Here is a 20,865-nt window from a genome sequence, read left to right on the forward strand (position 1 = left end):
CTGTCGGGCGTCCTAACAGCACAAGCACGTCAATGTTCCAGCACCGCGCCGTGCTCGCGCTGCGCCGGCTCCCAATGGCACCGACCAAAGGAACTTTGTTGAAGCAAGGGAACAAACCTTTTGCCGAAAAGTTCGGGGCGCCGAGGTTACTGGTCTGAGGAGTCGTCGTGAAACGCATATTGGTTACAGGAGGCTGCGGCTTCATCGGCCGGCATGTCGCACAGGAACTCGTCGAGCAGGATTATTCGGTTCGCATCCTCGATGCGCTGCTGGAGCAGGTGCATGCGGGCGAAGCCGTCGCGCTTCCCGCTGGAACCGAGCTGATCAAGGGCGACGTCCGCGACCGGGAGGCGGTCGCCAATGCGCTGGAAGGTGTCGACGCGGTCATTCATCTGGCGGCGGAAGTCGGCGTCGGACAATCGATGTACGAGATCGCGCGCTATGTCGGCGCCAACGATCTCGGCACCGCAACGCTGCTCGAGGCGCTGATCAAGCACCCGGTCGAACGGATCGTCGTCGCCTCGTCGATGAGCGTCTATGGCGAAGGGCTCTATGCAACGCCAGACGGCCGGCGTGTCGACAATGCTCGGCGCAAGGCGGGCGACATCAGGAGTGGGCAATGGGACCCACTGTCGCCAGAGGGAGACGCCCTCTCGCCGCTGCCGACGGACGAAGAAAAGCCGGTAGATCTCGCCTCCATCTATGCGCTGACAAAATACGCCCAGGAGCGCGCCGTGCTGATCTTCGGCGAGGCCTATGGCGTCGATGCGGCCGCGCTGCGCCTGTTCAATGTCTTCGGCGCCGGCCAGGCGTTATCCAATCCCTATACCGGCGTGCTGGCCAACTTCGCTTCGCGTCTCGCCAACGGCCAACGGCCAATGATCTTCGAGGATGGCGAACAGAAGCGCGATTTCGTCCATGTGCGTGACGTCGCCCGCGCCTTTCGCCTTGCTCTGCAGCAACGCCAGGCAAGGGGTCATGTCATCAACATCGGCAGCGGCCGCGCCTATGCGATCAGCGAAGTCGCGCGATTGCTGGCCGAAGCCATGGGGACACCGAACCGCTCGCCGGAACTGCTCGGCAAAGCCCGCTCCGGCGATATCCGGAACTGCTTCGCCGATATCTCCAAGGCCCGTGAGCTGCTCGGTTTCGAGCCGGTGCGGCAACTGGAGAATTCGCTCGGCGAGTTCGTTTCCTGGGTGCGTAACACGTCCGCCGTCGACCGCGGCGCCGACATGAAGCGCGAGCTAGAAGAACGTGGGTTGGTCTCATGAACACACGCAATCGACGCGACGCGCCGATCGCCATCATCGGCGGCAGCGGCTTCATAGGATCGAACCTCGCCGACAGCCTGTTGTCGGATGGCGAGCCGGTACTGGTGATCGACAATCTCAGCCGTCCGGGCGTCCAGCAGAACCTTGAATGGCTGGCGCAAAAACACGGTGGTCGCCTCACGGTGGAGACGATCGACGTGCGAGACGCCAACGCACTGGCGCCTGTCTTGATGGTTTCCAGGGCAATTTTCCATCTGGCCGCGCAAACCGCCGTCACCACAAGCTTGGTCGAGCCGGGCGAGGATTTCGACATCAACCTTCGCGGTACGTTCAACGTTCTGGAGGCGGCGCGACTGAGCGGTGAGCGCATCCCTGTGATCTTCGCCAGCACCAACAAGGTCTATGGCAGCCTGCCCGACGTCGCGGTCCGCGAGGACGGCGATTGCTATGTGCCTTGCGACAGCGTCATCCAGGCGAACGGCATCGATGAGGCTCGGGGCCTGGACTTCTGCACGCCCTACGGTTGCTCCAAAGGCGCGGCGGATCAGTATGTGCTCGACTATGCCAAATCTTACGGCATGCCGACGGCGGTTCTGCGGATGAGCTGCATCTATGGACCGCGCCAGTTCGGAACCGAGGACCAGGGCTGGGTCGCACACTTCCTGCTCAGCGCGCTGACGGGACGCCCAATCACCATTTACGGCGACGGCAGGCAAGTGCGCGATATCCTGCATGTCTCCGATGCCGTCGCCGCCTACAGGGCCGTGCTCGATCGCATCGAGACCACCAAAGGCCAGGCATTCAATCTTGGCGGCGGCCCGGAAAATGCGGTCAGCCTGCGCAGGTTGTTGAGCGAAATCCGTAGCCTGACCGGCCATGATCTTTCAATCCGCCATGATGGGGAACGCACCGGCGACCAGCCCTTCTTCGTCGCCGACACCCGCAAGATCAAAACCGCGCTTGGCTGGATGGCCCATGTTTCATGGCGCGAAGGCATCCGTGACCTCGCCGACTGGCTGCAGCGCCATCGGCTCGAGCCTCGCCCTGAAGCCGTGAGGTACGTTGCATGAAAATCGCCCTGGTAAACCCGTCCTGGACGTATGACGACAGCATTTATTTCGGCTGCCGCCAACCGCATCTGCCGCTGGAACTCGGCTATTCGAAGGCCCTGCTCGAAGCCGCCGGACATCAGGTGCTGATGCTGGATGGCCAGTTGCAGAAGCTCGATAATTCCGGTCTCTGCGAGCGGGTGGCTGATTTCGCCCCGGCTATGACCGTCGTCAGTACCGCCCCGACCTATCTGTTCTGGCGCTGCGCACCGCCGGAATTGCGTGTGCCGGCCGATTTCCTCAACCGTCTGGCCGGGCGCGGTGGACGCACGGTCGCGGTCGGGCCGCACGGCTCTGCAACGCCGGCGCCGACCTTGCGCAAGCTCGGCGTCGACATCGTCGTGCGCGGCGAATGCGAAGAAGTCGTCGAGCAACTTGCCCGGCGCGACGATTGGAGCGCCGTGCCCTCAACCGCTTATCTGCGGGATGCCAGGGTTGTTTCGAACGGCGGCGTCCACGCCAGCTCGTTTGTCGATCATCCGCCACTCGAATGGCCAGCGGACTGGATCGCAGCCCATGCGCATCACCATCACAGGTTTGACGACAGTCAGGTCGGGTTCGGCGCGGAAGTGGAGGCATCGCGCGGCTGTCCCTACAATTGCAGCTTCTGCGCCAAGATCGATTTCCGTGATGCCTATCGCCGTCGAAACCACGAAGCGGTGGTAGCGGAGATCGATCGGCTGATTGCCCAGGGTGTCGGCTACGTCTACTTCATCGACGAGATCTTCCTGCCGCAAAAAGCGTTGCTGGAAGCCTTGGTCGATCGCGACGTGAAATTCGGCGTACAGACCCGCATCGATCTGTGGAAGCCCGAGCTGCTGGAATTGCTGGGCGCCGCGGGCTGCGTCTCCATCGAGGCCGGGCTCGAAAGCCTGACCGTCGAAGGCCGGGCGATGCTGGCCAAGCGCTGCCGGCTGGGGACCGAGGAACTCGCCGCGCTGCTCGTCGATGCCAGACGTCACGTTCCATTTGTCCAGGCCAATCTGATCGGCGTGGTCGAAGATGATCCCGCCTTGGTCGAGCATTGGCGAACTCACCTGATCGACCACGGCGTATGGGCCAACGAACCTGTGCCGCTTTACCCGTATCCGAGTTCGCCCAGCTACCGCGAGATGTGGGGCGAACCCGACGACCTTGCCTGGGAGCGGGCCCATGATCACTACCTCGCGTCGTTCCAGAAATTCAGTGACATCCAGGAGAGGCGCCCGCGGCCGCTGGCGGAGCTGGAGGCGACATGTTGCGGACACTGACGCCGCGCTCGCGGCGCATCCTGATGACCGTCGATGCCGTGGGCGGCGTATGGCGCTATGCCCTCGATCTGGCACGGGAACTTGTGAACGGCGGCGACAACATGGTGCTTGCCGGCCTCGGTCCGCAACCTTCGAGGCAGCAGGCCGAGGAGGCGGAGGCTTTCACGACGCTGATCTGGTTGAACACGCCGCCGGATTGGATGACCCGCGACGGCGGCGACCTCGACGCGCTGCCGCGGGAATTGCATGCGCCCATGCGCGACCACGCCATCGACCTTGTCCATTTCAACGCGCCGACGCAGGCATCGGGATTCGATGCGCCATGCCCAGCCGTGGTGGTCTCCCATTCCTGCGTGACGACATGGTTCCACGCCGTCAGGAAACAGACAGTGGACGGCGCATGGGCCTGGCAGAAGGAGCGCAACAGGCGCGGCTTGGATCGGGCCGACGCAGTCATTGCGCCGAGCCGCAGCCACGCCGACATGCTTGAGACCTGCTACGGCCCGATCGCGCGCCTGCACGTCGTGGCGAATAGCGCCCGCCCCGTCCCGAGAGCCGAAAAGCGTCAACCGCTCGTCTTCGCCGCCGCCCGTTGGTGGGACGAGGGCAAAAATGCGGCGGTGATCGACCAGGCCGCGTCACTGACGCAATGGCCCATCTTTGCCGCCGGTTCGATGCACGGTCCCAACGGCGGGCGTGCCGGCTTCAGCTATGCCGTTCCTCTGGGAGCACTGCCGTCTCACGAGGTGCGCTCCTTGATGGCGCGCGCCGGTATTTTCGTGTCGCCATCGATCTATGAGCCATTCGGTCTGGCCGCGCTGGAAGCTGCCATGTCGGCAACGCCACTGGTGCTTTCCGACATCGCAACTTATCGCGAACTATGGGACGGGGCCGCGATGTTCTTTGATGCGCGCAATCCGCACGACCTCGCTGCCTGCCTCAATCGTCTCTCCAGCGACGCCGAATTCAGGCGGGAGCTCGGCCAGGCAGCCATGCGACGGAGCCGCCGGTTTACACTGGTCAGGCAAGCGGCGGCCATGCGAGGCGTCTACGACAAGGCGGCCCTGGCCATGGCGGGGCGCTGACCATGCGCTTTCTGTTCTACACCCACTCGGTCGTTTCCGACTGGAACCACGGCAATGCCCATTTCCTGCGCGGTATCATGCGGGAACTGATCGCGCGCCGGCACCAGGCGGTGGCGCTGGAGCCGGCGGACGGTTGGAGCCGTTCGAACCTGCTGGCCGAGAAGGGACCCTTCGCCATCGAACGCTTCCGCAAGGATTTCCCAGAACTGATGCCGGTGACCTATGATGCCGGGTTCGATCACGAAGCCTGGATCGCTGAGGCCGACGTCGTGATCGTTCATGAGTGGACGGATCCGGAGCTTGTCGCACGCATCGGCCGTGCCCGGGCCGCTGGCGGCAACTTCATCCTTCTGTTTCATGACACCCACCACCGGGCCGTATCGGCGACCGAGGCAATCTCGGCGCTGCGGTTGGAGCACTATGACGGCGTTCTCGCTTTTGGCGAAGCCTTGCGCGAGAGCTATCTGCGCGCCGGCTGGGGCAAGCGCGTCTTCACCTGGCATGAGGCCGCGGACGATCGCCTGTTCAAGCCGCACCCGGAGATCCACGTCACGTCCGATCTGGTCTGGATTGGAAACTGGGGCGACGATGAACGAACCATCGAACTCAGGGAGTTTCTGATCAAGCCGGTGCGCGATCTCGGCCTTGAGGCCACGGTGCACGGCGTCCGCTATCCCAAGCCGGCGCTCACGGACCTAGCCGCCGCCGGACTGCGCTATGACGGATGGATCGCCAATGCCGACGTGCCGAAGGCGTTCGCCGCGCATCGTGTCACCATCCACATCCCACGGCGCCCCTATCGTGAGGGTTTGCCCGGAATTCCGACGATCCGCATGTTCGAGGCGCTCGCCTGCGGCATTCCGCTGATTTCAGCACCGTGGTCCGATGTCGAGCAGCTGTTCAGGCCAGGCGTCGACTTTCTGTTTGCCCACAATGGCTCGCAAATGCGGCAACACCTGCGGGCGGTATTGGCCGATGCGGATTTCGCGGCTTCCCTGGTGACTTCGGGTCTCGAGACCATCCGCTCGCGGCACACCTGCCAGCACCGCGTCGACGAGTTGTTCGGCGTGCTCACGGAATGCACAGCCGAACACACCATCAACAAGACCACCGCAAAGGAAGCCGCCGCATGAAGATGGCATTCTACGGATCGAGCCTCTTGTCGTCCTACTGGAACGGTGCCGCGACTTACTATCGCGGGTTGCTGAAGGCGCTTTCCCAATTGGGCTACGAAATCACCTTCTATGAGCCCGACGTCTACGACCGGCAGAAGAACCGCGACATCGAGGCGCCTGACTGGTGCACTGTGGTCGTATATGAAGCGACCCAGCACGCACTGATGCAGGTCGCGGCACGCGCCGCCAGCGCCGATATCGTCGTCAAGGCGAGTGGCGTCGGTTTCGAGGACGAGGCGCTGCTGCGCGCCGTCCTCGACCACGCCCGCAGCGACGCGCTGGTGGTATTCTGGGACGTGGACGCTCCAGCAACCCTTGCCCAGCTACGCGACGAACCGGACCATCCGCTCCATGGCGCCCTGCAAGAAATCGACCTTGTGCTGACCTATGGCGGCGGCGACCCCGTCGTCTGGGCCTACCGTGCCATGGGGGCTAACGAATGCGTGCCGATCTACAATGCGCTCGATCCCCAAACGCATCACCCGGTCGCCAGCAATGCGCGTTTCGCTTGCGATCTGGCGTTCCTGGGCAACCGGCTGCCGGATCGTGAGGCACGCGTCGAAGCGTTCTTCCTCGATCCCGCAAGCCAGCTTCCGAAACAGCGTTTTCTGCTCGGCGGATCTGGCTGGGGGGACAAGCCGCTTCCCGCCAACGTCGGCTGGCTTGGTCACGTTGGCACCCGCGATCATAATGCCTTCAACGTCACACCCAAGGCAGTGCTGAACATCAGCCGCGACAGCATGGCCGTAAACGGTTTTTCACCGGCCACGCGTGTCTTCGAGGCGGCTGGCGCCGGTGCCTGCCTCATCACCGACGCATGGCTGGGCGTGGAACTGTTCCTGAAACCAGGCGAGGAGATCCTGGTGGCACGCGACGGCGGCGATGTCGCCGAGATCATGCGCTCGCTGACCTCCAGTCGTGCAAAAGCAATCGGCCAGGCCGCACTTTGCCGCGTGCTGGCCGACCATACCTACGCGCTGCGGGCGGACGTGGCCGATGCCGTCTTCAAACGTCATTTCGAGCAGGGGACCGTGGAGGCAGCGGAATGACCAAGCAATTGAACATCGTCCTTCTCGGCCTGTCGCTGTCCTCGTCCTGGGGAAACGGCCACGCCACGACGTTTCGAGGCCTGCTGAAAGGTCTGCACGAACTCGGCCACCGCGTGACCTTTCTGGAGCGCGACGTGCCGTGGTACGCCAACCACCGCGATCTGCGAGATCCGGATTTCTGCGCCTTGCGCTACTACGAAACCACTGCGGAGTTGCAACGCGACTACGCCCGGTGCCTGGAGCAGGCCGACATCGTCGTCATCGGCTCCTTCGTGCCGGAAGGGCGCGTGGTCATCGACATCGTCGCTTCATTTTGCAAGGGGCGCTTCTGCTTCTACGACATCGACACACCGGTGACCGTGGCGCAGCTTTCGGCCGATGATTGCGATTATCTGAGCTGGCGGCAGATTCCGTATTTCGATGTCTACTTCTCGTTCACCGGCGGGCCGATGCTTGGCCATCTGGTGGAGGAGTTCGGCGCGCGCCGAGCCGAACCGCTCTACTGCTCGGCCGACCCGGAACGGCATCACCGGACCGGCGATCCGATCCGCTGGGATCTCGGCTATCTCGGCACCTACAGCGCGGATCGGCAGGCAACGCTGAACGCGCTGCTGCTCGAACCCGCACGGCATATGCCGGACCGCCGTTTCGTCGTAGCGGGCTCGCAATACCCCTCCGACATCACCTGGCCGGACAATGTCGAACGCATCGAACATTTGCCGCCGGCCGATCATGCCGCGTTCTACAGCCGTCAGCGCTACACGCTGAACGTCACACGCAGTTCCATGATCGCTGCCGGATGGTCGCCCAGTGTGCGCCTGTTCGAAGCGGCTGCTTGCGGCACGCCCATCATCAGCGATCGCTGGCCAGGGCTCGACAGCTTCTTTCCCGCATCGGCTATCCACACCGCCGGAGAAACGGACGCTGTCGTCGAGATCCTCTTCGGCGAGTCCGAGCGCACACGCCGGGCCATGGCCCGCCGGGCCCGCGAACGCGTCCTCGCATCCCACACCGGTGCGGCCAGGGCCCGCGAATTCGTGGCGGCGTTGACAGAGCCAAGGGCGGCGGCCCTCGAATTCGACATCGGAAGCGCAGCATGACCGGCATACAGGAGAAAACGACGATGCGACAAAAAAGAAACGCGCAAAGGGCAAAGGCAGTGCTTGTTGCCGGCGGTGCGGGATTCCTCGGTTCGCATCTTTGCGAAGCATTGCTCCGCGACGGCTGGCGCGTGATCTGCGCCGACAATTTCCTGACTGGGCGCATGGAGAACATCATCTCGATCATGGACCAGCCGGGTTTCCGATTGATCGAGCAGGACATCTGCCGGCCATTGGATCTCGGCGAGCCCGTGGAGCGTATCTTCAATCTGGCATGCGCTGCCTCGCCGCCGCGTTACCAGGCCGACCCGATCCACACCACGCGAACCTGTGTGATCGGCACGCTCAACCTGCTTGAACTCGCTGCCCACAATAACGCGCGGCTGCTACAGGCCTCGACGAGCGAAGTGTATGGCGATCCGGAGCAACATCCTCAGAAGGAGGACTATGTTGGCCATGTGAACTGCACCGGCCCACGCGCCTGCTACGACGAGGGCAAGCGCACCGCCGAAACGCTTTGCTTCGACTATCTTAGAGCCGGCAAAGCCGACGTGCGCGTCGCGCGCATCTTCAACACCTACGGTCCGAGAATGGATCCGGCGGACGGCCGCATCGTCTCGAACCTGATCATGCAGGCGCTCGAGAAACGTCCTCTGACGATCTTCGGCGACGGCTTGCAGACGCGATCCTTCTGCTACGTCTCCGATCAGATTGATGGATTGAGGCGACTGATGGATATCGATCCCAATCCGGGCAAGCCGGTCAACCTGGGCAATCCCGGAGAATTCAGCATCGTGCGACTGGCGGCGTTGGTAAAAGCGATGACCGGCACCAAATCGGATCTGAGATTTCTGCCGCTGCCGCAAGACGATCCTCGGCGCAGGCAGCCCGATATTTCGCGTGCAAAAGCGCTGCTCGGCTGGACACCGAAGGTGCCCCTCAACGAAGGGCTCAAGCTGACGATCGATTATTTCGCGGCGCTAGAAGGCAGTCGCATCGGCGATCAGATGACAGGCTTTGCCAAAAGGGCGAGACCCGCATCCGGCGGGCTGCAGAACCTTCCGGCATGATGCGAGCCGGCGGTCGAATCTTTCCCGAGATCGTGCGGAACATCCGCCCAAGCTTGTGGTTTGGCGGGAGGACCCGATACGGAGGATCATCCTCATGCAACCCAAGCGACCCGCGAGGGATATCGACCAGATGGCCGAACGCGAAACGGCTGCCTATCTGCGGCGCGCCTCGATTACCTATCTCGAGTGCTGCGTCAGCCTGATGATGACGCATCTCCAGCGGGAGGAAGTGGCCACTATTCTCGAGCAGGAAGCAGACATGTTGCGAAGGCTGGACTGATCGGAACGATCATGCCCGGCATTCGTCCAGGAACCGTATCAGTCGCATCCTATATCGGTCTGCCGTCGCGGCCAGCCTTGCTTTTTCCCGGCCACTTTCGGATTGCGCAGCCGTGCTCCAGAGCCCGAGCTGGAATGCCAAATAGCACGGTTCGAAAAAGCCGATGTGGCCGTTGTCGATGGCAAGCTTCATTCCTTGGACCAGGGTCCTCACATCGCTGTCGGATAGCTCGTACTCGACACGGGCGCCGGCAATGTCCCACTCAATTGGCTGGCAGCCGATCAAATCGTGTGCCCGGCAATGGTCGACAGCATCTGTCTTGAGCGCCGTGCCGTCGGCACGAACGAGAAACTCCCACGGTTGGAGCTTTCCGTCGATTTCAACCCGCTGAAGCACATGCGCGGGAGTTTTTTTCGCGAGCCAACCGCGCAACGTCGCCGCGCGTTTTTCGCCCACGGCTTCCGACGCATTGGAAACAGCCATCTCCGCGAGTGCAAGCAATGATGCACCCGGTTCGCAAGTTCGAAGATTGAGCGCACGCCAGGCCAGGTAATTTGTGAACTCCGCGATCAGTCTTTCCCTGGGCAGCGGCGCCTGATCCATCGTGGTGCCGTCAATCCACCGTTCAACCAGAAAGCCATGGCAAAACGCGACAACTTGCGACCCGAACCCGGCTTCATGCAACATCGCCGCGGCTCTTTTCTTGCTCAGTCCGGTTTCGCCGAGGCCGGCGAATTTGACGAGCCAGCGGTCACGCCCGGCGGACGCCAGGAATTTACGCCGCTCGTTACCGCGTGGGCTCGGCGGCCAGCGCCCTTCATCGGCGTAGTGGGCGGCCCGCCACTCGCCGCCAGATAGCTCGGTCAGGCTTAATTCCGGCCTGCCGACCGCCTCGGCCACCCAGTCGCGCAACGTGGGGATTTTCGAGCTTTCGGAGAAGGTGCATTCAAACGCCGTCGCCACATGCTTCGGACAGCGCGACCATGTCTCCCGAGCCTCCCGCGACGCTTCGATGCCCGGGCCCCCTGAATGGCTGGGGAACAGGTGAATGCGGTCCGTATCGATACCCAGTTCACGCAGCCACACGACAACGGCATGCATCGAACTGCCGGACAGGCCAGGACCCTCGTCGACAACGGCGAAACGCGCCGATGGATTGTTCATCCAAGTGGCGATCGACCGCGGATCGGCGTTGACATGCCTGCGGAAGGGATGGCCGATCGGGCGAACGCTGAATGGTGCCGGCGCACCAATCGAGGCCGCCACCATAGCTGCCAGCCCGAGGCCAATGCTGCGGACGCCGATCACACATGTGTTCGCATCGAGACCCGACTTCTGTGCTGCGTCCAAATAGCTTTCGGGATAAAGCGCATAATGCGCATAACCCTCGGCAGAGCCGGTCACAACCTCGGCTTGGCAGTCGAGCCCGGCCAGCAGTTTGAGAAGTCCCGGGTCGATGCCACCGCCGGCGTCAAAACCGCTTTGCCACGACTTCGCCACCTCTGCCGCAAGTCCGACCAGCAACCTGGCGCCTTGCTGTTGTCGTGGCGAAAAGATGTCGATGCCGCTAGTTTCGAAATCGACATCGGCAAGCGCCTGAACCAGCTCCGACACGCTGATGAACAGTCCGACCAATGCAGCATGGCGTTGGATGCCATGAGACATCCGATCCAGGCTTTCGGCCATTTCGCTTGCTGCTTCGCGAAGCTGTTGTGCGTTCTGCGTCTGCTTGTGGTCGCCGTAGACGATCATCGATCGGTTTTCCAATGCTTGCCGTGCGGCAACGCATCGAATGCAGCTTCGATCCATGCTGTCTCGCGCAATTTTTCGATGGGCGGAGGAACATTCCGGCACGCTGATGGTTCGGCGCCAGGAACTTACCTTTGAACAACATAGGGTGGCGGTTCGTGGGATCGAAAAAGGTTCGTGTTGGTATCGTTGGTGTCGGCAACTGCGCATCCTCCCTCGTGCAGGGCCTCTCCTTTTACCGTCACGCGAAAAGCAACGAACCAATCCCTGGGCTGATGCATGCCGACCTTGGCGGCTACCATGTCGACGACATCGAGATTGTCTGCGCATTCGATGTCGCCAGGAGCAAAGTTGGCCTCGACGTCGCGGAAGCGATCTACGCCGCCCCCAACAACACGTTCCGCTTTGCCGACGCGTTGACAACCGGCGTTCGCGTCGAGCGCGGACCGACGCTGGACGGGATCGGCAAATATTTGCGTGACGAGATTGAAGAAGCTCCGGAGCCGGTTGCCAATGTCAGCGAGATCCTGCGCGACAGCAACGCTGACGTGCTGGTTTCCTACCTGCCGGTGGGTTCCGAGGAGGCGACCTGCTTCTATGCCGAATGCGCACTCGAGGCCGGCTGCGCCTTCGTCAATTGCATACCCGTTTTCATCGCCTCACGTCCGGAATGGCGCCGGCGCTTTGAGCAGCGAGGACTGCCGCTGGTCGGCGACGATATCAAGAGCCAGGTCGGCGCGACCATCGTGCACCGGTTGCTGGCCAATCTCTTTCGCGAACGCGGCGTGCGCATCGACCGCACCTATCAGCTGAATTTCGGCGGCAACACCGATTTTCTCAACATGCTGGAACGCGAGCGGCTGGAATCGAAGAAAATCTCGAAGACACAGTCCGTGGCCAGCCAGTTCGATGTTCCCCTGGAGCCGGGCAATATCCATGTCGGCCCGAGCGACCATGTGCCTTGGCTCACCGATCGCAAATGGGCCTATATAAGGGTGGAAGGCACGACTTTCGGCGGCGTGCCGCTCAATGCCGAACTCAAGCTGGAAGTCTGGGATTCTCCAAATTCAGCGGGCGTGGTGATCGATGCGTTACGCTGCGCCAAGCTGGCGCTCGATCGCGGCATAGCCGGTGCCCTGACCGGTCCCTGCAGTTATTTCATGAAGTCGCCTCCCGAACAGTTCACCGACGCCGAAGCGCGGCAGCGCACGCTTGCGTTCATCGCTGGCAAGGACGAGCCTTTGCTCGATGCCGCAGAATGACGACGACCTTCTTTCTGATCCGCCATGCGGCACACGACAATGTCGGCTCTTATCTTGCAGGCCGGATGGACGGCGTTTGCCTCGGCGATGCCGGCAAGGCACAGGCAGCGCAGCTTGGCGGCCGCATGGCCCGGGAGCCTATCGTCGCGATCCTGTGCAGCCCGCGTGAGCGTACGCGAGAGACGGCGCTGCCAATCGCGCTAGCCTGCGGTGTCGGGGACATCGCGATCTGCGCCGAACTCGACGAGATCGACTTCGGCGACTGGTCGGGAAAGACTTTCGATGAGCTGAATGGCGACGCCAGTTGGCGAGCGTGGAATGACCAGCGGCAGGAGGCAAGGACACCCAGTGGCGAGACCATGCAGGATGTCCAGCAACGCATTGTGTCGCTGATGGCCGCGGTCCGCGAGCGGCATCAGAACCAATGCGTCGCCCTGGTCAGCCATGCCGATGTGATCAAGGTCGCCGTCTGCACCGTCCTTGGCTTGCCGGCCGGTGACTGCTTTCGCTTCGACATCGATCCCGCCTCGATCACGACGATCGTGTCGGGGGACTGGGGGGCGAAGCTGATCCGATTGAACGAAGTTGCCTGACGAGGATTTGCCGGATGCAGATGGTCATTTTCGGTCTTACCGTCACGTCTTCATGGGGTAACGGCCATGCCACTTTATGGAGGGGACTGATCAGAGCCCTCGCCCGGCGCGGCTGGTCCATTACCTTCTTCGAACGCGACACACCCTACTATGCCGGAACGCGCGATCTCGATCATCTGGACGGCGGCAACGTCGTGCTCTACCCGGACTGGGAGGACATCCGCCGGGTCGCGGAGCAAACGATCAAACGATCGGATGTCGTGATCGTCACCTCTTATTGTCCCGACGCCGTGGACGCCTCGCGGCTGGCGCAGCAGGCAGGGCGCGGAGTGCGGGTCTTCTACGATCTGGACACTCCAGTCACGCTTGCCCGCATCGAACAAGGTGAGCGTCCACCCTATTTCGGCCCCGAGGGTCTTGCGGATTTCGATCTCGTCCTGAGTTACACAGGCGGCCCGGCGATCGACGCGCTAAAGACGGTGCTGGGTGCGCGCTACGTGGTGCCGCTCTATGGGCATGTCGATCCCGACCAACACCGGCCGGCAGCGCCGCGAGCCGATTTCAGGGCCGATTTGTCCTATCTCGGAACCTATGCGCCAGATCGCCAGGCAGCAGTCGAAAATCTGCTGGTTCGCCCAGCTGCGCGCTTGCCGGACCAGCGCTTCGTCATCGGCGGCGCACAATACCCGCAGGAGTTCCCGTGGAGCGACAACATCTTCTTCGTCAGGCACCTTCCGCCGGCCGATCACCCGGCGTTTTTCTCATCCTCTCGTCTGACGCTGAATGTCACCCGCGAGGCGATGGCGCAAAAGGGCTGGTGCCCTTCGGGCCGGTTGTTTGAAGCAGCGGCATGTGGAGTGCCGATCATAACCGACACCTGGCCGGGCCTAAGCAGCTTCTTCGAACCCGGCAGCGAGATCCTGCTGGCCCACGACACCGATGACGTCGTCGCGGCGCTCGCCTTACCCGCAGGAGAACTCGATGCCATCAAAACCCGAGCGCGCGAACGGGTTCTCGACGAACACACCTCTGCTCGGCGCGCGGCGGAGCTGGACCACATTCTAAACGACGCCTTTCAAAGATCTCCCGGCGAACCGATGATGGAAGCAGTCTGATGTTGGGCATTGTGCCCGCTGCCGGGCGCGGCAGCCGCATTCAGCCGCTCGGCTTCTCCAAAGAGCTGCTGCCGGTCGGCAGTCGGATCGATGGGCAGACCGAGCGTCCCTGCGCCGTGAGCGAGTATCTGGTGCGGCGGATGGTGCGCGCCGGCGTCGACAAGATCTGTTTCATCATTGGATCGGGCAAATCCGACATTCTCGAATATTACGCCGCCGGCTATGGTGACGCCGCGGCTCTCTTCGTGGTGCAGCCCAATCCGGTTGGGCTTTGCGATGCGATTTTTCGGGCAGCTCCTCTCGTCGCGCCCAATGAGGTCGTCCTGGTCGGCCTTCCCGACACGATCTGGTTTCCCGAGGATGGCTTCTGTCATTTGCCTGACGATCAGCTTTCATTTCTGCTCTTCCCGGTGGATCGTCCGGAATTCTTCGACGCCGTCATTGTCGATGACCACGAGCGCGTGATCGAAATCCAGGTCAAGCAACAGGATGCCGGCACGAACTGGGTTTGGGGTGCGTTCAAGATGCCGGGCCAGATTCTGCATCAGCTTGCGGCACTCTGGCGCGAGCGGGAATGCCGTGACGAATATATCGGCACGTTGGTCAACGCCTACCTTGTGGCCGGAGGTCAAGCCTCCGGCGTCAAGGCTGGGTCCGCCTATGTCGATGTCGGCACGTTCAATGGCTATCGCACGGCTCTGCGGCTGCTCGAGGACGGCGCCGCACCCGTCCATCACCAAACCGCCACGATTATGCCAGGTGCCCGTTCGCATGTGCCTGTCGTTCCCGGCGAAGGAGCCTGATCATGCTGCATTCCCATGCCGAAATCCGCCGCCGTATCGATGCTCTCGGCCCATGGTTCCACAACATGGAACTGGCGGGTGTCGAAACCGCTCCCAACCATTTTCTCGGCAATTATCCGCTGATCAAATGGCGCAAATTCGCCGAGGCCATTCCCGGGGATCTGACAGGCAAGACGGTGTTGGATATCGGCTGCAATGCCGGTTTCTATTCCATCGAGATGAAACGGCGAGGTGCTGCCCGTGTCCTCGGCATCGATTTCGATGAGGCCTATCTGGCGCAGGCCCGCTTTGCCGCCGAGATCGCCAATTGCGAAATCGAATTCCAGAAACTTTCGGTCTACGACGTCGGCGCCCTGCGCGAAACATTCGATATCGTGCTGTTCATGGGGGTGCTTTATCACTTGCGCCACCCCTTGCTCGCGCTCGACCTTATCCGTGAGCATGTCGCCGGTGACCTGATGATCTTCCAGTCCATGCAGCGCGGCAGCACAGATCTGCCGGAGATGGAAGAGAACTATCATTTCTGGACGCATGACCTGTTCGACCGGCCGGAATTTCCCAAGCTCCATTTCATCGAGCACCGCTATGCCGATGACCCGACCAACTGGTGGATTCCCAACCGCGCCTGCACCGAAGCGATGCTGCGCAGCGCCGGATTTGAAATCGTCCTGCATCCGGAGCAGGAGGTCTATTTCTGCCGCGCCGCCGGCGACCCGGCCAGTGGCGGTCCCGTCTACCCCTCGAAAGGACAGCGCCATGATTGAAGCCGCGATGATCTGGAACGAGCCCAACAACAAATCGCATTGGGACCCGGAACTCGACCCTGATTGGAGCCGCTTTGCCAGGATGGCGATCCTGTCGGCGGACGCAATCGCATCTGAAAACCCGGCTTTGACCAAAGTGCTCGGCGGCATCTCGCCGATAGATCCGGGGTTCATCACCCGCATGAAGGAATTCGGCGTGCTGGATCATGTAGATGCCGTCGCTGTGCACGGCTTTCCCCTCGACTGGAATCTGTGGCAGATCCAGGAATGGCCGCAGAAGATCGGCGAGATCGCGACCGTCACCGACCTTCCCATCTGGGTCAGCGAAGTCGGCGTATCGACCTTCGGCGCCGAGGAAATCCAAGTCTGGGGGCTCAAGCGCACAGCTGAATTGCTGCTCGGCAATGCGCCACGCATCCAGTGGTACAGCCTCTATGATCTTCCGCGTGAATGGGAAGCAACGACGCGGCACCGCGAAGCCGAGGGCTCGTCTTATTACCGGCATTTCCATATGGGGCTGCTGCGCCAGGACGGCACGCCAAAGCCCGCGCTGGAGGAATTCCTGCGCCATGCACCTGCAATGGGCCTGGTGCAGTGGTTTCATTTCGAAGACCCGCGGCTGGACGATGCCGTCGCCTGGATGAAGCGGCTGGGTGTCACCAACATGCGTACCGGGCTTTCCTGGGCGGACAGCTTTCGGCCGAATGCGCTGGACTGGTTCGACCGGCAGATGGAAGCACTCGCCGATTTCGATGTGACGGTCACCTTCTGCTTCACACCTCAGCACCGCGGAATGATGCCCCACCACACCAGCCCCCCCCTGGTGCCGGAGGAGTTCGCGGAATTCTGTTCAACCATGATCCGCCGCTATGCGCCTGGCATGACATCGGCCTCGCTCCCCACGCAGCGGGCCTCGGCCGCGTGAAATGTCATGGTGCCCATGCATCAGATGCCGGGCTCCGCGACGCCGTTGACAGGTGGAGATGCGGCGCAGGGCAACGAGAAGCGACCGGCCGCGACGCTCACCGTCCTCAATGTCGCCTACCCTCTCGCGCCCGTCGGCCCCGACGCTGTCGGCGGTGCCGAACAGGTTCTGTCGATGCTCGATCGGGCACTGGTTCAGGCCGGTCATCGGTCTATCGTCATTGGCTGCGGAGGCTCCCGAACGAGCGGCACGCTTGTGGAAATACCGGCCGAAAACGGCGTACTCGACGAGGCGGCGAAGAGCCGCGCGCAACAGGCCCATCGCGACGCGATCGCGGCTGCCCGCGCCCGATGGCCCATCGACGTGGTTCATCTGCACGGCATTGATTTCGACGCTTATCTGCCCGACGATGGTCCGACCTTGGTGACCCTCCACCTGCCATTGGATTGGTATCCGGCCGCGGCATTGCGCCCGACGCGCGGTGACCTCTGGCTCCATGCGGTCTCGCCCAGCCAGCAGAAAACCGCGCCATCAGGCGCCAGGCTGGCGGCGCCCATTCCAAACGGCGTTGACATCGAAGCACTGACCCTGCTGCAGCCGAAGCGCGACTTTGCCCTTGTTCTAAGCCGGGTTTGCCCGGAAAAGGGCGTCCACCTGGCGCTCGACGCAGCCAAACAGGCAGATGTGCCGCTGGTCATCGGCGGCAAGGTCTATCCCTATGAAACGCATACGCGGTACTTTCGCGATGAGGTCCAATCTCGCCTCGATGGCCGCCGCCGCTTCCTTGGCCCGCTCGGCTTCACCGCCAAGCGACGCATTCTCAACGCAGCGCGCTGTCTGGTCATTCCGAGCCTCGCAGCCGAGACCAGCTCGCTTGTGGCCATGGAGGCCCTCGCCTGCGGTACCCCGGTGGTCGCCTTTCCAAATGGTGCGCTTCCCGATGTCATAGAGCACGGCAGGACGGGCTTTCTCGTCGACACGGTCGATGAGATGGCCCAAGCCATTCTTGCGGCGTCCAGCTTGGATGCCGAGACATGCAGGGCCGAAGCGCGACGGCGGTTTTCGCTGGAACGGATGATCTCGTCTTACATGGACGCCTATCAGGCGCTGGCACAGCTTGGCAGTGGTCGCCGGCGCTTCGCCGCGGTGCCGTGAGTAAAGCTGTGCTGCGCAGCGAAATCATCGGTGACCTCGCACAATTCGACGCCTTGACGCCGCACTGGTGGAAACTGTGGCAGCAGAGTCCCTCGGCGACGCCGTTTCAATCTCCCGCCTGGCTGGTGCCGTGGTGGCACGCATTCGCACCCGGTGAACTGGCGACGGTCGCGGTATGGCGCGGCGGCGATCTGGTCGGGCTGGCGCCGCTCTATCTCGAGCATGGGACCGCCGGTTCGAAGCTGCTTCCGGTCGGCATTTCGCTCAGCGACTACCTGGACATTCTGGCTGTCCCTGGGATCGAAGCCGAGGTCGTCGCCATTGTCGCCGAGTCGATCCTCTCGATCGGGTGGGTGCAATGGATCTTGTCGGACTTGCCGCAGGACAGCGTCGCCCTTGCGATGACGCATCCCGAGATGGATTGGCCGACCGCCCATGCCGCCTGCCCCGTGCTCGCCCTCGCCGGCGACGAAACGCTTGCAGGCTGCGTCCCCGCAAGACGCAGACGCCAGTTGCGTCGGGCGCGTCAAGCCGCATCAAGATGCGGCCGGATCGCGATGTCGTCGGCGAGCGGCAGTCCGCAAACCTTCCTCGATCAGTTGATCCGCCTGCACAATATGCGCTGGGCCGAACAAGGAGGCGGTGTGTTGGCCAACGCCGCCGTCGAGCAATTCCATCGGCTCTCACTTCCCGTGCTCGATGCTCACGGTCTGGTGCGATGCTGGCTGTTCGCGATCGATGGCGGGACCGTCGGCGCCTATTACGGATTTCACCACTGCGGCCGTGCCTATGCTTACCTCGGTGGCTTCGACCCTGCTTATGCCGAGGAGAGCCCAGGCGCGATCCTGATTGGCCACGCAATCGCGGAAGCGATCCGCGAAGATGCGCGCGAGTTCGATTTCCTGCGCGGCCAGGAGGCCTATAAATATGGCTGGGGCGCCGTCGACAGGTGGACGATGCGCAGGGTCTGGACGCGGAGTTGATGCATGAGTGTAACCGCACCGAAAGCCGCCCGGCGCCTGACATCGGTCAGGCTGGCGGTTGAAGACTGCGTGGCCGATGGCATTTGCGCCGAAGGCGTTCTCGTCAGACTGGCGCTCCACCTGCCGCCCACAATTGGAGCGGCGGAATTGGCGGAGGTCGTGCTGAAGGTCCAGCCGGCGGATGCCGGCGACGCAGCAAGGCTGCGAAAGGTCGCCGGACTGCTGCGCTGCAAGCCAGACGTCTTCGCCATGTTGCAGGCAGCGGGTGGCGCCGTTCGGCATGAGCGCAATGAGGATGAGACGAATGTCGCTGTCGTCAGGCGGCTGGCCTCCAGCTTCGATGCCGCGGCAGCGATTTCGGGAGCCGCGAGTGTCCAACTGGCATCCCTCGGCGATGAGGCAAGGCTCACAGCCACGACCAACGAAATCGTTGCATGGCTGGAAGCGCGAGAATTCACCGGAAGGGAACGGAGCATCCTCGACATCGGTTGCGGCATCGGCCGTTTCGAGCGTGCGCTGTGCAAATCCTTCAAGCGGATGGTCGGCATCGACATATCGCCGCGGATGATCTCCATCGCCTCCGAGCAATGCGCCGCACTCGGCAATGTCGAGTTGCGACAAACCTCCGGTCTCGATCTGTCCGAATTCGCCGATGCCAGTTTCGATTGCGTGCTGGCGGTGGACAGCTTTCCCTATCTGGTTCTGGCCGGCATGGCTGATCGGCATTTCGACGAAATTGCGCGCGTTCTGAAACGGCCGGGCTGGCTCGCCTTGCTGAACTATTCCTATCGCGGATCACTTCTCTCAGACCGCGATGACATCGGCCGTCTGGCGCAAGCTCATCAATTGCGGGTCCTCATCGACGGCGAGAAGCCGTTTCGGTCGTGGGATGGCGACGCCTTTCTGCTCGCTGGGTGAAGCGGAACATTACAGCGCGATGCCAGTTCGGACGTCGAACAACGGGCACCGACGAGTGTCCCCGATTCGAAGGAGGATATCATGGCATCCGGCGGTAAAAAACATTTCGGCCGCAGCAGCCAGGCAAGAGTGCCGACGCCGGCGCGGTGACCTCACCGGAGAAGGACGAGATCGAAGAAAACGCGGTCTTGTCGAATCGCGACAAGAAGCAGCATGGCCAGGAGCGCGGGCAGGACGGCAATCGGATCAAGTCCGATCAATATCCGGGTCACGCCGCTGACCGATTGCCTAAGGACTGAACGCTACCGCAGCGCGTCCATGGCCCGCGGCGACGAAGGAGCAGCAAGGAAATAAACCTGTGCAAGGGGCCGCTGGTGAGCTTCTTGGCGGTGGACACCGCCTTGTAATGCAAGGCGCTTACCACCACACTAGGATCAAGGGACCGCTATCAAGAGAATGTGATGTCTCGTTCGAGCGACGATACCGCGGATCCGCATGTCGAGATGGCTGTGGATCAGGAGATTGCTTCCCTGCTGGCCGCCATAGAGCAGGAAAAAATTCCAGATCGCCTGACCGAGCTGGCGATCGAATTGCAAAACGCGCTCGTCGAGAAACGTCGACGCCACGTGAAGAACTGACTATCTGCGGCCGTCGACCTCGACATCGAGCTGACCATCCGACAGCTGGTTTCGTCTTTCCATCAATGTCTGCAGCGAACTCTCCCCCAGGAATTCAAGGATGTTGGCGCGCGCACGGTTCAGGCGGCTTTTGACCGTCCCGACCGCGCAACCGCATATGTCGGCGGTTTCCTCGTAGCTCACTCCCAAAACGCCGATCAGCATCAGGACCTCGCGTTGGTGTTCAGGCAGCCTTTGAATGGCGCCGTGAACTTCCCTGCTCTGAACCGTCCATTCCTGGGTAGCTTCCGAAATTGGCCTCGAAGACGCGCAATCGAGCAGGCCGGGCGCCTCCCGGGCAGCGATCTTGACCCGGGTGTAATAAGTGTTGCGCATGATGGTGAAGAGCCACGACTTCATGCGCGTACCGGGTTCGAACTTGTCGATGTTGGCGAGACCCTTGGTCAGTGTCTCCTGCACGAGATCGTCGGCGTCGTCGGGGACGCGGCAGAAGGTGCGCGCGAATGCCCGCAGGGCAGGTATCAGGTCAACGATGGAAACTTCACTGGTTTCCTGGTCGGCCAAAAGG

21 protein-coding genes are annotated in these 20,865 nt (G+C 62.3%); 19 read left to right on the forward strand and 2 right to left on the reverse strand.

Features of this window, described 5'->3' with window-relative positions; all coding sequences use genetic code 11:
- Positions 1-167: 167 nt before the first annotated feature.
- From NKJ11_RS24090 to NKJ11_RS24130, 9 genes are all read left to right on the forward strand, one after another.
- The gene (locus NKJ11_RS24090) at positions 168-1,274 is read left to right on the forward strand and encodes an NAD-dependent epimerase/dehydratase family protein (protein ID WP_352794397.1); all 1,107 of its coding nucleotides are present in this window, start codon (positions 168-170) and stop codon (positions 1,272-1,274) included.
- Complete coding sequence (locus NKJ11_RS24095) at positions 1,271-2,344, forward strand: NAD-dependent epimerase/dehydratase family protein (RefSeq protein ID WP_128303891.1); 1,074 nt, start codon at positions 1,271-1,273, stop codon at positions 2,342-2,344. Before NKJ11_RS24090 ends, NKJ11_RS24095 begins: the two co-directional genes overlap by 4 nt.
- A complete protein-coding gene (locus NKJ11_RS24100; protein WP_352773679.1) occupies positions 2,341-3,633 on the forward strand; it encodes a TIGR04295 family B12-binding domain-containing radical SAM protein in 1,293 nt (430 codons plus the stop codon). The genes NKJ11_RS24095 and NKJ11_RS24100 overlap by 4 nt, the downstream gene beginning before the upstream one ends.
- Positions 3,618-4,718, forward strand: coding sequence for a glycosyltransferase family 4 protein (locus NKJ11_RS24105; protein WP_352794398.1), 1,101 nt, complete (start codon positions 3,618-3,620; stop codon positions 4,716-4,718). The genes NKJ11_RS24100 and NKJ11_RS24105 overlap by 16 nt, the downstream gene beginning before the upstream one ends.
- A gap of 2 nt (positions 4,719-4,720) precedes the next feature.
- Positions 4,721-5,851, forward strand: a complete 1,131-nt coding sequence (locus NKJ11_RS24110) for a CgeB family protein (protein ID WP_352794400.1) — start codon at positions 4,721-4,723, stop codon at positions 5,849-5,851.
- Positions 5,848-6,942, forward strand: coding sequence for a CgeB family protein (locus tag NKJ11_RS24115; RefSeq protein WP_023809476.1), 1,095 nt, complete (start codon positions 5,848-5,850; stop codon positions 6,940-6,942). The genes NKJ11_RS24110 and NKJ11_RS24115 overlap by 4 nt, the downstream gene beginning before the upstream one ends.
- Entirely contained in the window at positions 6,939-8,042 is a 1,104-nt protein-coding gene (locus NKJ11_RS24120; RefSeq protein ID WP_352794401.1) for a CgeB family protein, read from the forward strand. The genes NKJ11_RS24115 and NKJ11_RS24120 overlap by 4 nt, the downstream gene beginning before the upstream one ends.
- Before the next feature lie 23 nt (positions 8,043-8,065).
- On the forward strand, positions 8,066-9,112 hold the full coding sequence (locus NKJ11_RS24125; protein ID WP_023809477.1) for a UDP-glucuronic acid decarboxylase family protein: 1,047 nt from the start codon (positions 8,066-8,068) through the stop codon (positions 9,110-9,112).
- Between the two features lie 94 nt (positions 9,113-9,206).
- Positions 9,207-9,392, forward strand: coding sequence for a hypothetical protein (locus tag NKJ11_RS24130; protein WP_032900517.1), 186 nt, complete (start codon positions 9,207-9,209; stop codon positions 9,390-9,392).
- 9 nt (positions 9,393-9,401) lie between these two features.
- Here NKJ11_RS24130 and NKJ11_RS24135 read toward each other — a convergent pair whose 3' ends face one another.
- A complete protein-coding gene (locus NKJ11_RS24135; protein ID WP_352794403.1) occupies positions 9,402-11,144 on the reverse strand; it encodes a hypothetical protein in 1,743 nt (580 codons plus the stop codon).
- A gap of 155 nt (positions 11,145-11,299) precedes the next feature.
- Between NKJ11_RS24135 and NKJ11_RS24140 the strand changes: the two genes are divergently transcribed.
- The 10 genes from NKJ11_RS24140 to NKJ11_RS24185 all read left to right on the forward strand — a co-directional run bounded on the left by NKJ11_RS24140 (position 11,300) and on the right by NKJ11_RS24185 (position 20,297).
- Entirely contained in the window at positions 11,300-12,403 is a 1,104-nt protein-coding gene (locus NKJ11_RS24140) for an inositol-3-phosphate synthase (protein ID WP_128303885.1), read from the forward strand.
- A complete protein-coding gene (locus tag NKJ11_RS24145; RefSeq protein WP_023809481.1) occupies positions 12,400-12,996 on the forward strand; it encodes a histidine phosphatase family protein in 597 nt (198 codons plus the stop codon). The genes NKJ11_RS24140 and NKJ11_RS24145 overlap by 4 nt, the downstream gene beginning before the upstream one ends.
- Positions 12,997-13,010: 14 nt before the next feature.
- Complete coding sequence (locus tag NKJ11_RS24150) at positions 13,011-14,111, forward strand: CgeB family protein (protein WP_352794404.1); 1,101 nt, start codon at positions 13,011-13,013, stop codon at positions 14,109-14,111.
- Entirely contained in the window at positions 14,111-14,914 is an 804-nt protein-coding gene (locus tag NKJ11_RS24155) for a sugar phosphate nucleotidyltransferase (RefSeq protein WP_352794405.1), read from the forward strand. Before NKJ11_RS24150 ends, NKJ11_RS24155 begins: the two co-directional genes overlap by 1 nt.
- 2 nt (positions 14,915-14,916) lie before the next feature.
- Complete coding sequence (locus NKJ11_RS24160; RefSeq protein WP_128303883.1) at positions 14,917-15,678, forward strand: TIGR04290 family methyltransferase; 762 nt, start codon at positions 14,917-14,919, stop codon at positions 15,676-15,678.
- Positions 15,671-16,603 (forward strand): glycoside hydrolase 5 family protein, encoded by a 933-nt coding sequence (locus tag NKJ11_RS24165; protein ID WP_023809485.1) that lies wholly within the window; start codon positions 15,671-15,673, stop codon positions 16,601-16,603. Before NKJ11_RS24160 ends, NKJ11_RS24165 begins: the two co-directional genes overlap by 8 nt.
- Positions 16,604-16,609: 6 nt before the next feature.
- Positions 16,610-17,758 carry a glycosyltransferase family 4 protein gene (locus NKJ11_RS24170; RefSeq protein ID WP_352794407.1) on the forward strand — a complete coding sequence of 383 codons (1,149 nt, stop codon included), beginning with the start codon at positions 16,610-16,612 and terminating at the stop codon, positions 17,756-17,758.
- Positions 17,755-18,741, forward strand: coding sequence for a GNAT family N-acetyltransferase (locus tag NKJ11_RS24175; RefSeq protein ID WP_128303881.1), 987 nt, complete (start codon positions 17,755-17,757; stop codon positions 18,739-18,741). Before NKJ11_RS24170 ends, NKJ11_RS24175 begins: the two co-directional genes overlap by 4 nt.
- 3 nt (positions 18,742-18,744) lie before the next feature.
- The gene (locus NKJ11_RS24180) at positions 18,745-19,659 is read left to right on the forward strand and encodes a class I SAM-dependent methyltransferase (protein WP_128303880.1); all 915 of its coding nucleotides are present in this window, start codon (positions 18,745-18,747) and stop codon (positions 19,657-19,659) included.
- Between the two features lie 461 nt (positions 19,660-20,120).
- The gene (locus tag NKJ11_RS24185; protein ID WP_352794409.1) at positions 20,121-20,297 is read left to right on the forward strand and encodes a hypothetical protein; all 177 of its coding nucleotides are present in this window, start codon (positions 20,121-20,123) and stop codon (positions 20,295-20,297) included.
- Here NKJ11_RS24185 and NKJ11_RS24190 read toward each other — a convergent pair whose 3' ends face one another.
- Complete coding sequence (locus NKJ11_RS24190) at positions 20,298-20,861, reverse strand: sigma-70 family RNA polymerase sigma factor (RefSeq protein WP_023809491.1); 564 nt, start codon at positions 20,859-20,861, stop codon at positions 20,298-20,300.
- Between the last annotated feature and the right edge of the window lie 4 nt (positions 20,862-20,865).

Source organism: Mesorhizobium sp. M0243, from assembly GCF_040321775.1.
In the GTDB taxonomy this organism is placed as follows: Bacteria; Pseudomonadota; Alphaproteobacteria; order Rhizobiales; family Rhizobiaceae; genus Mesorhizobium.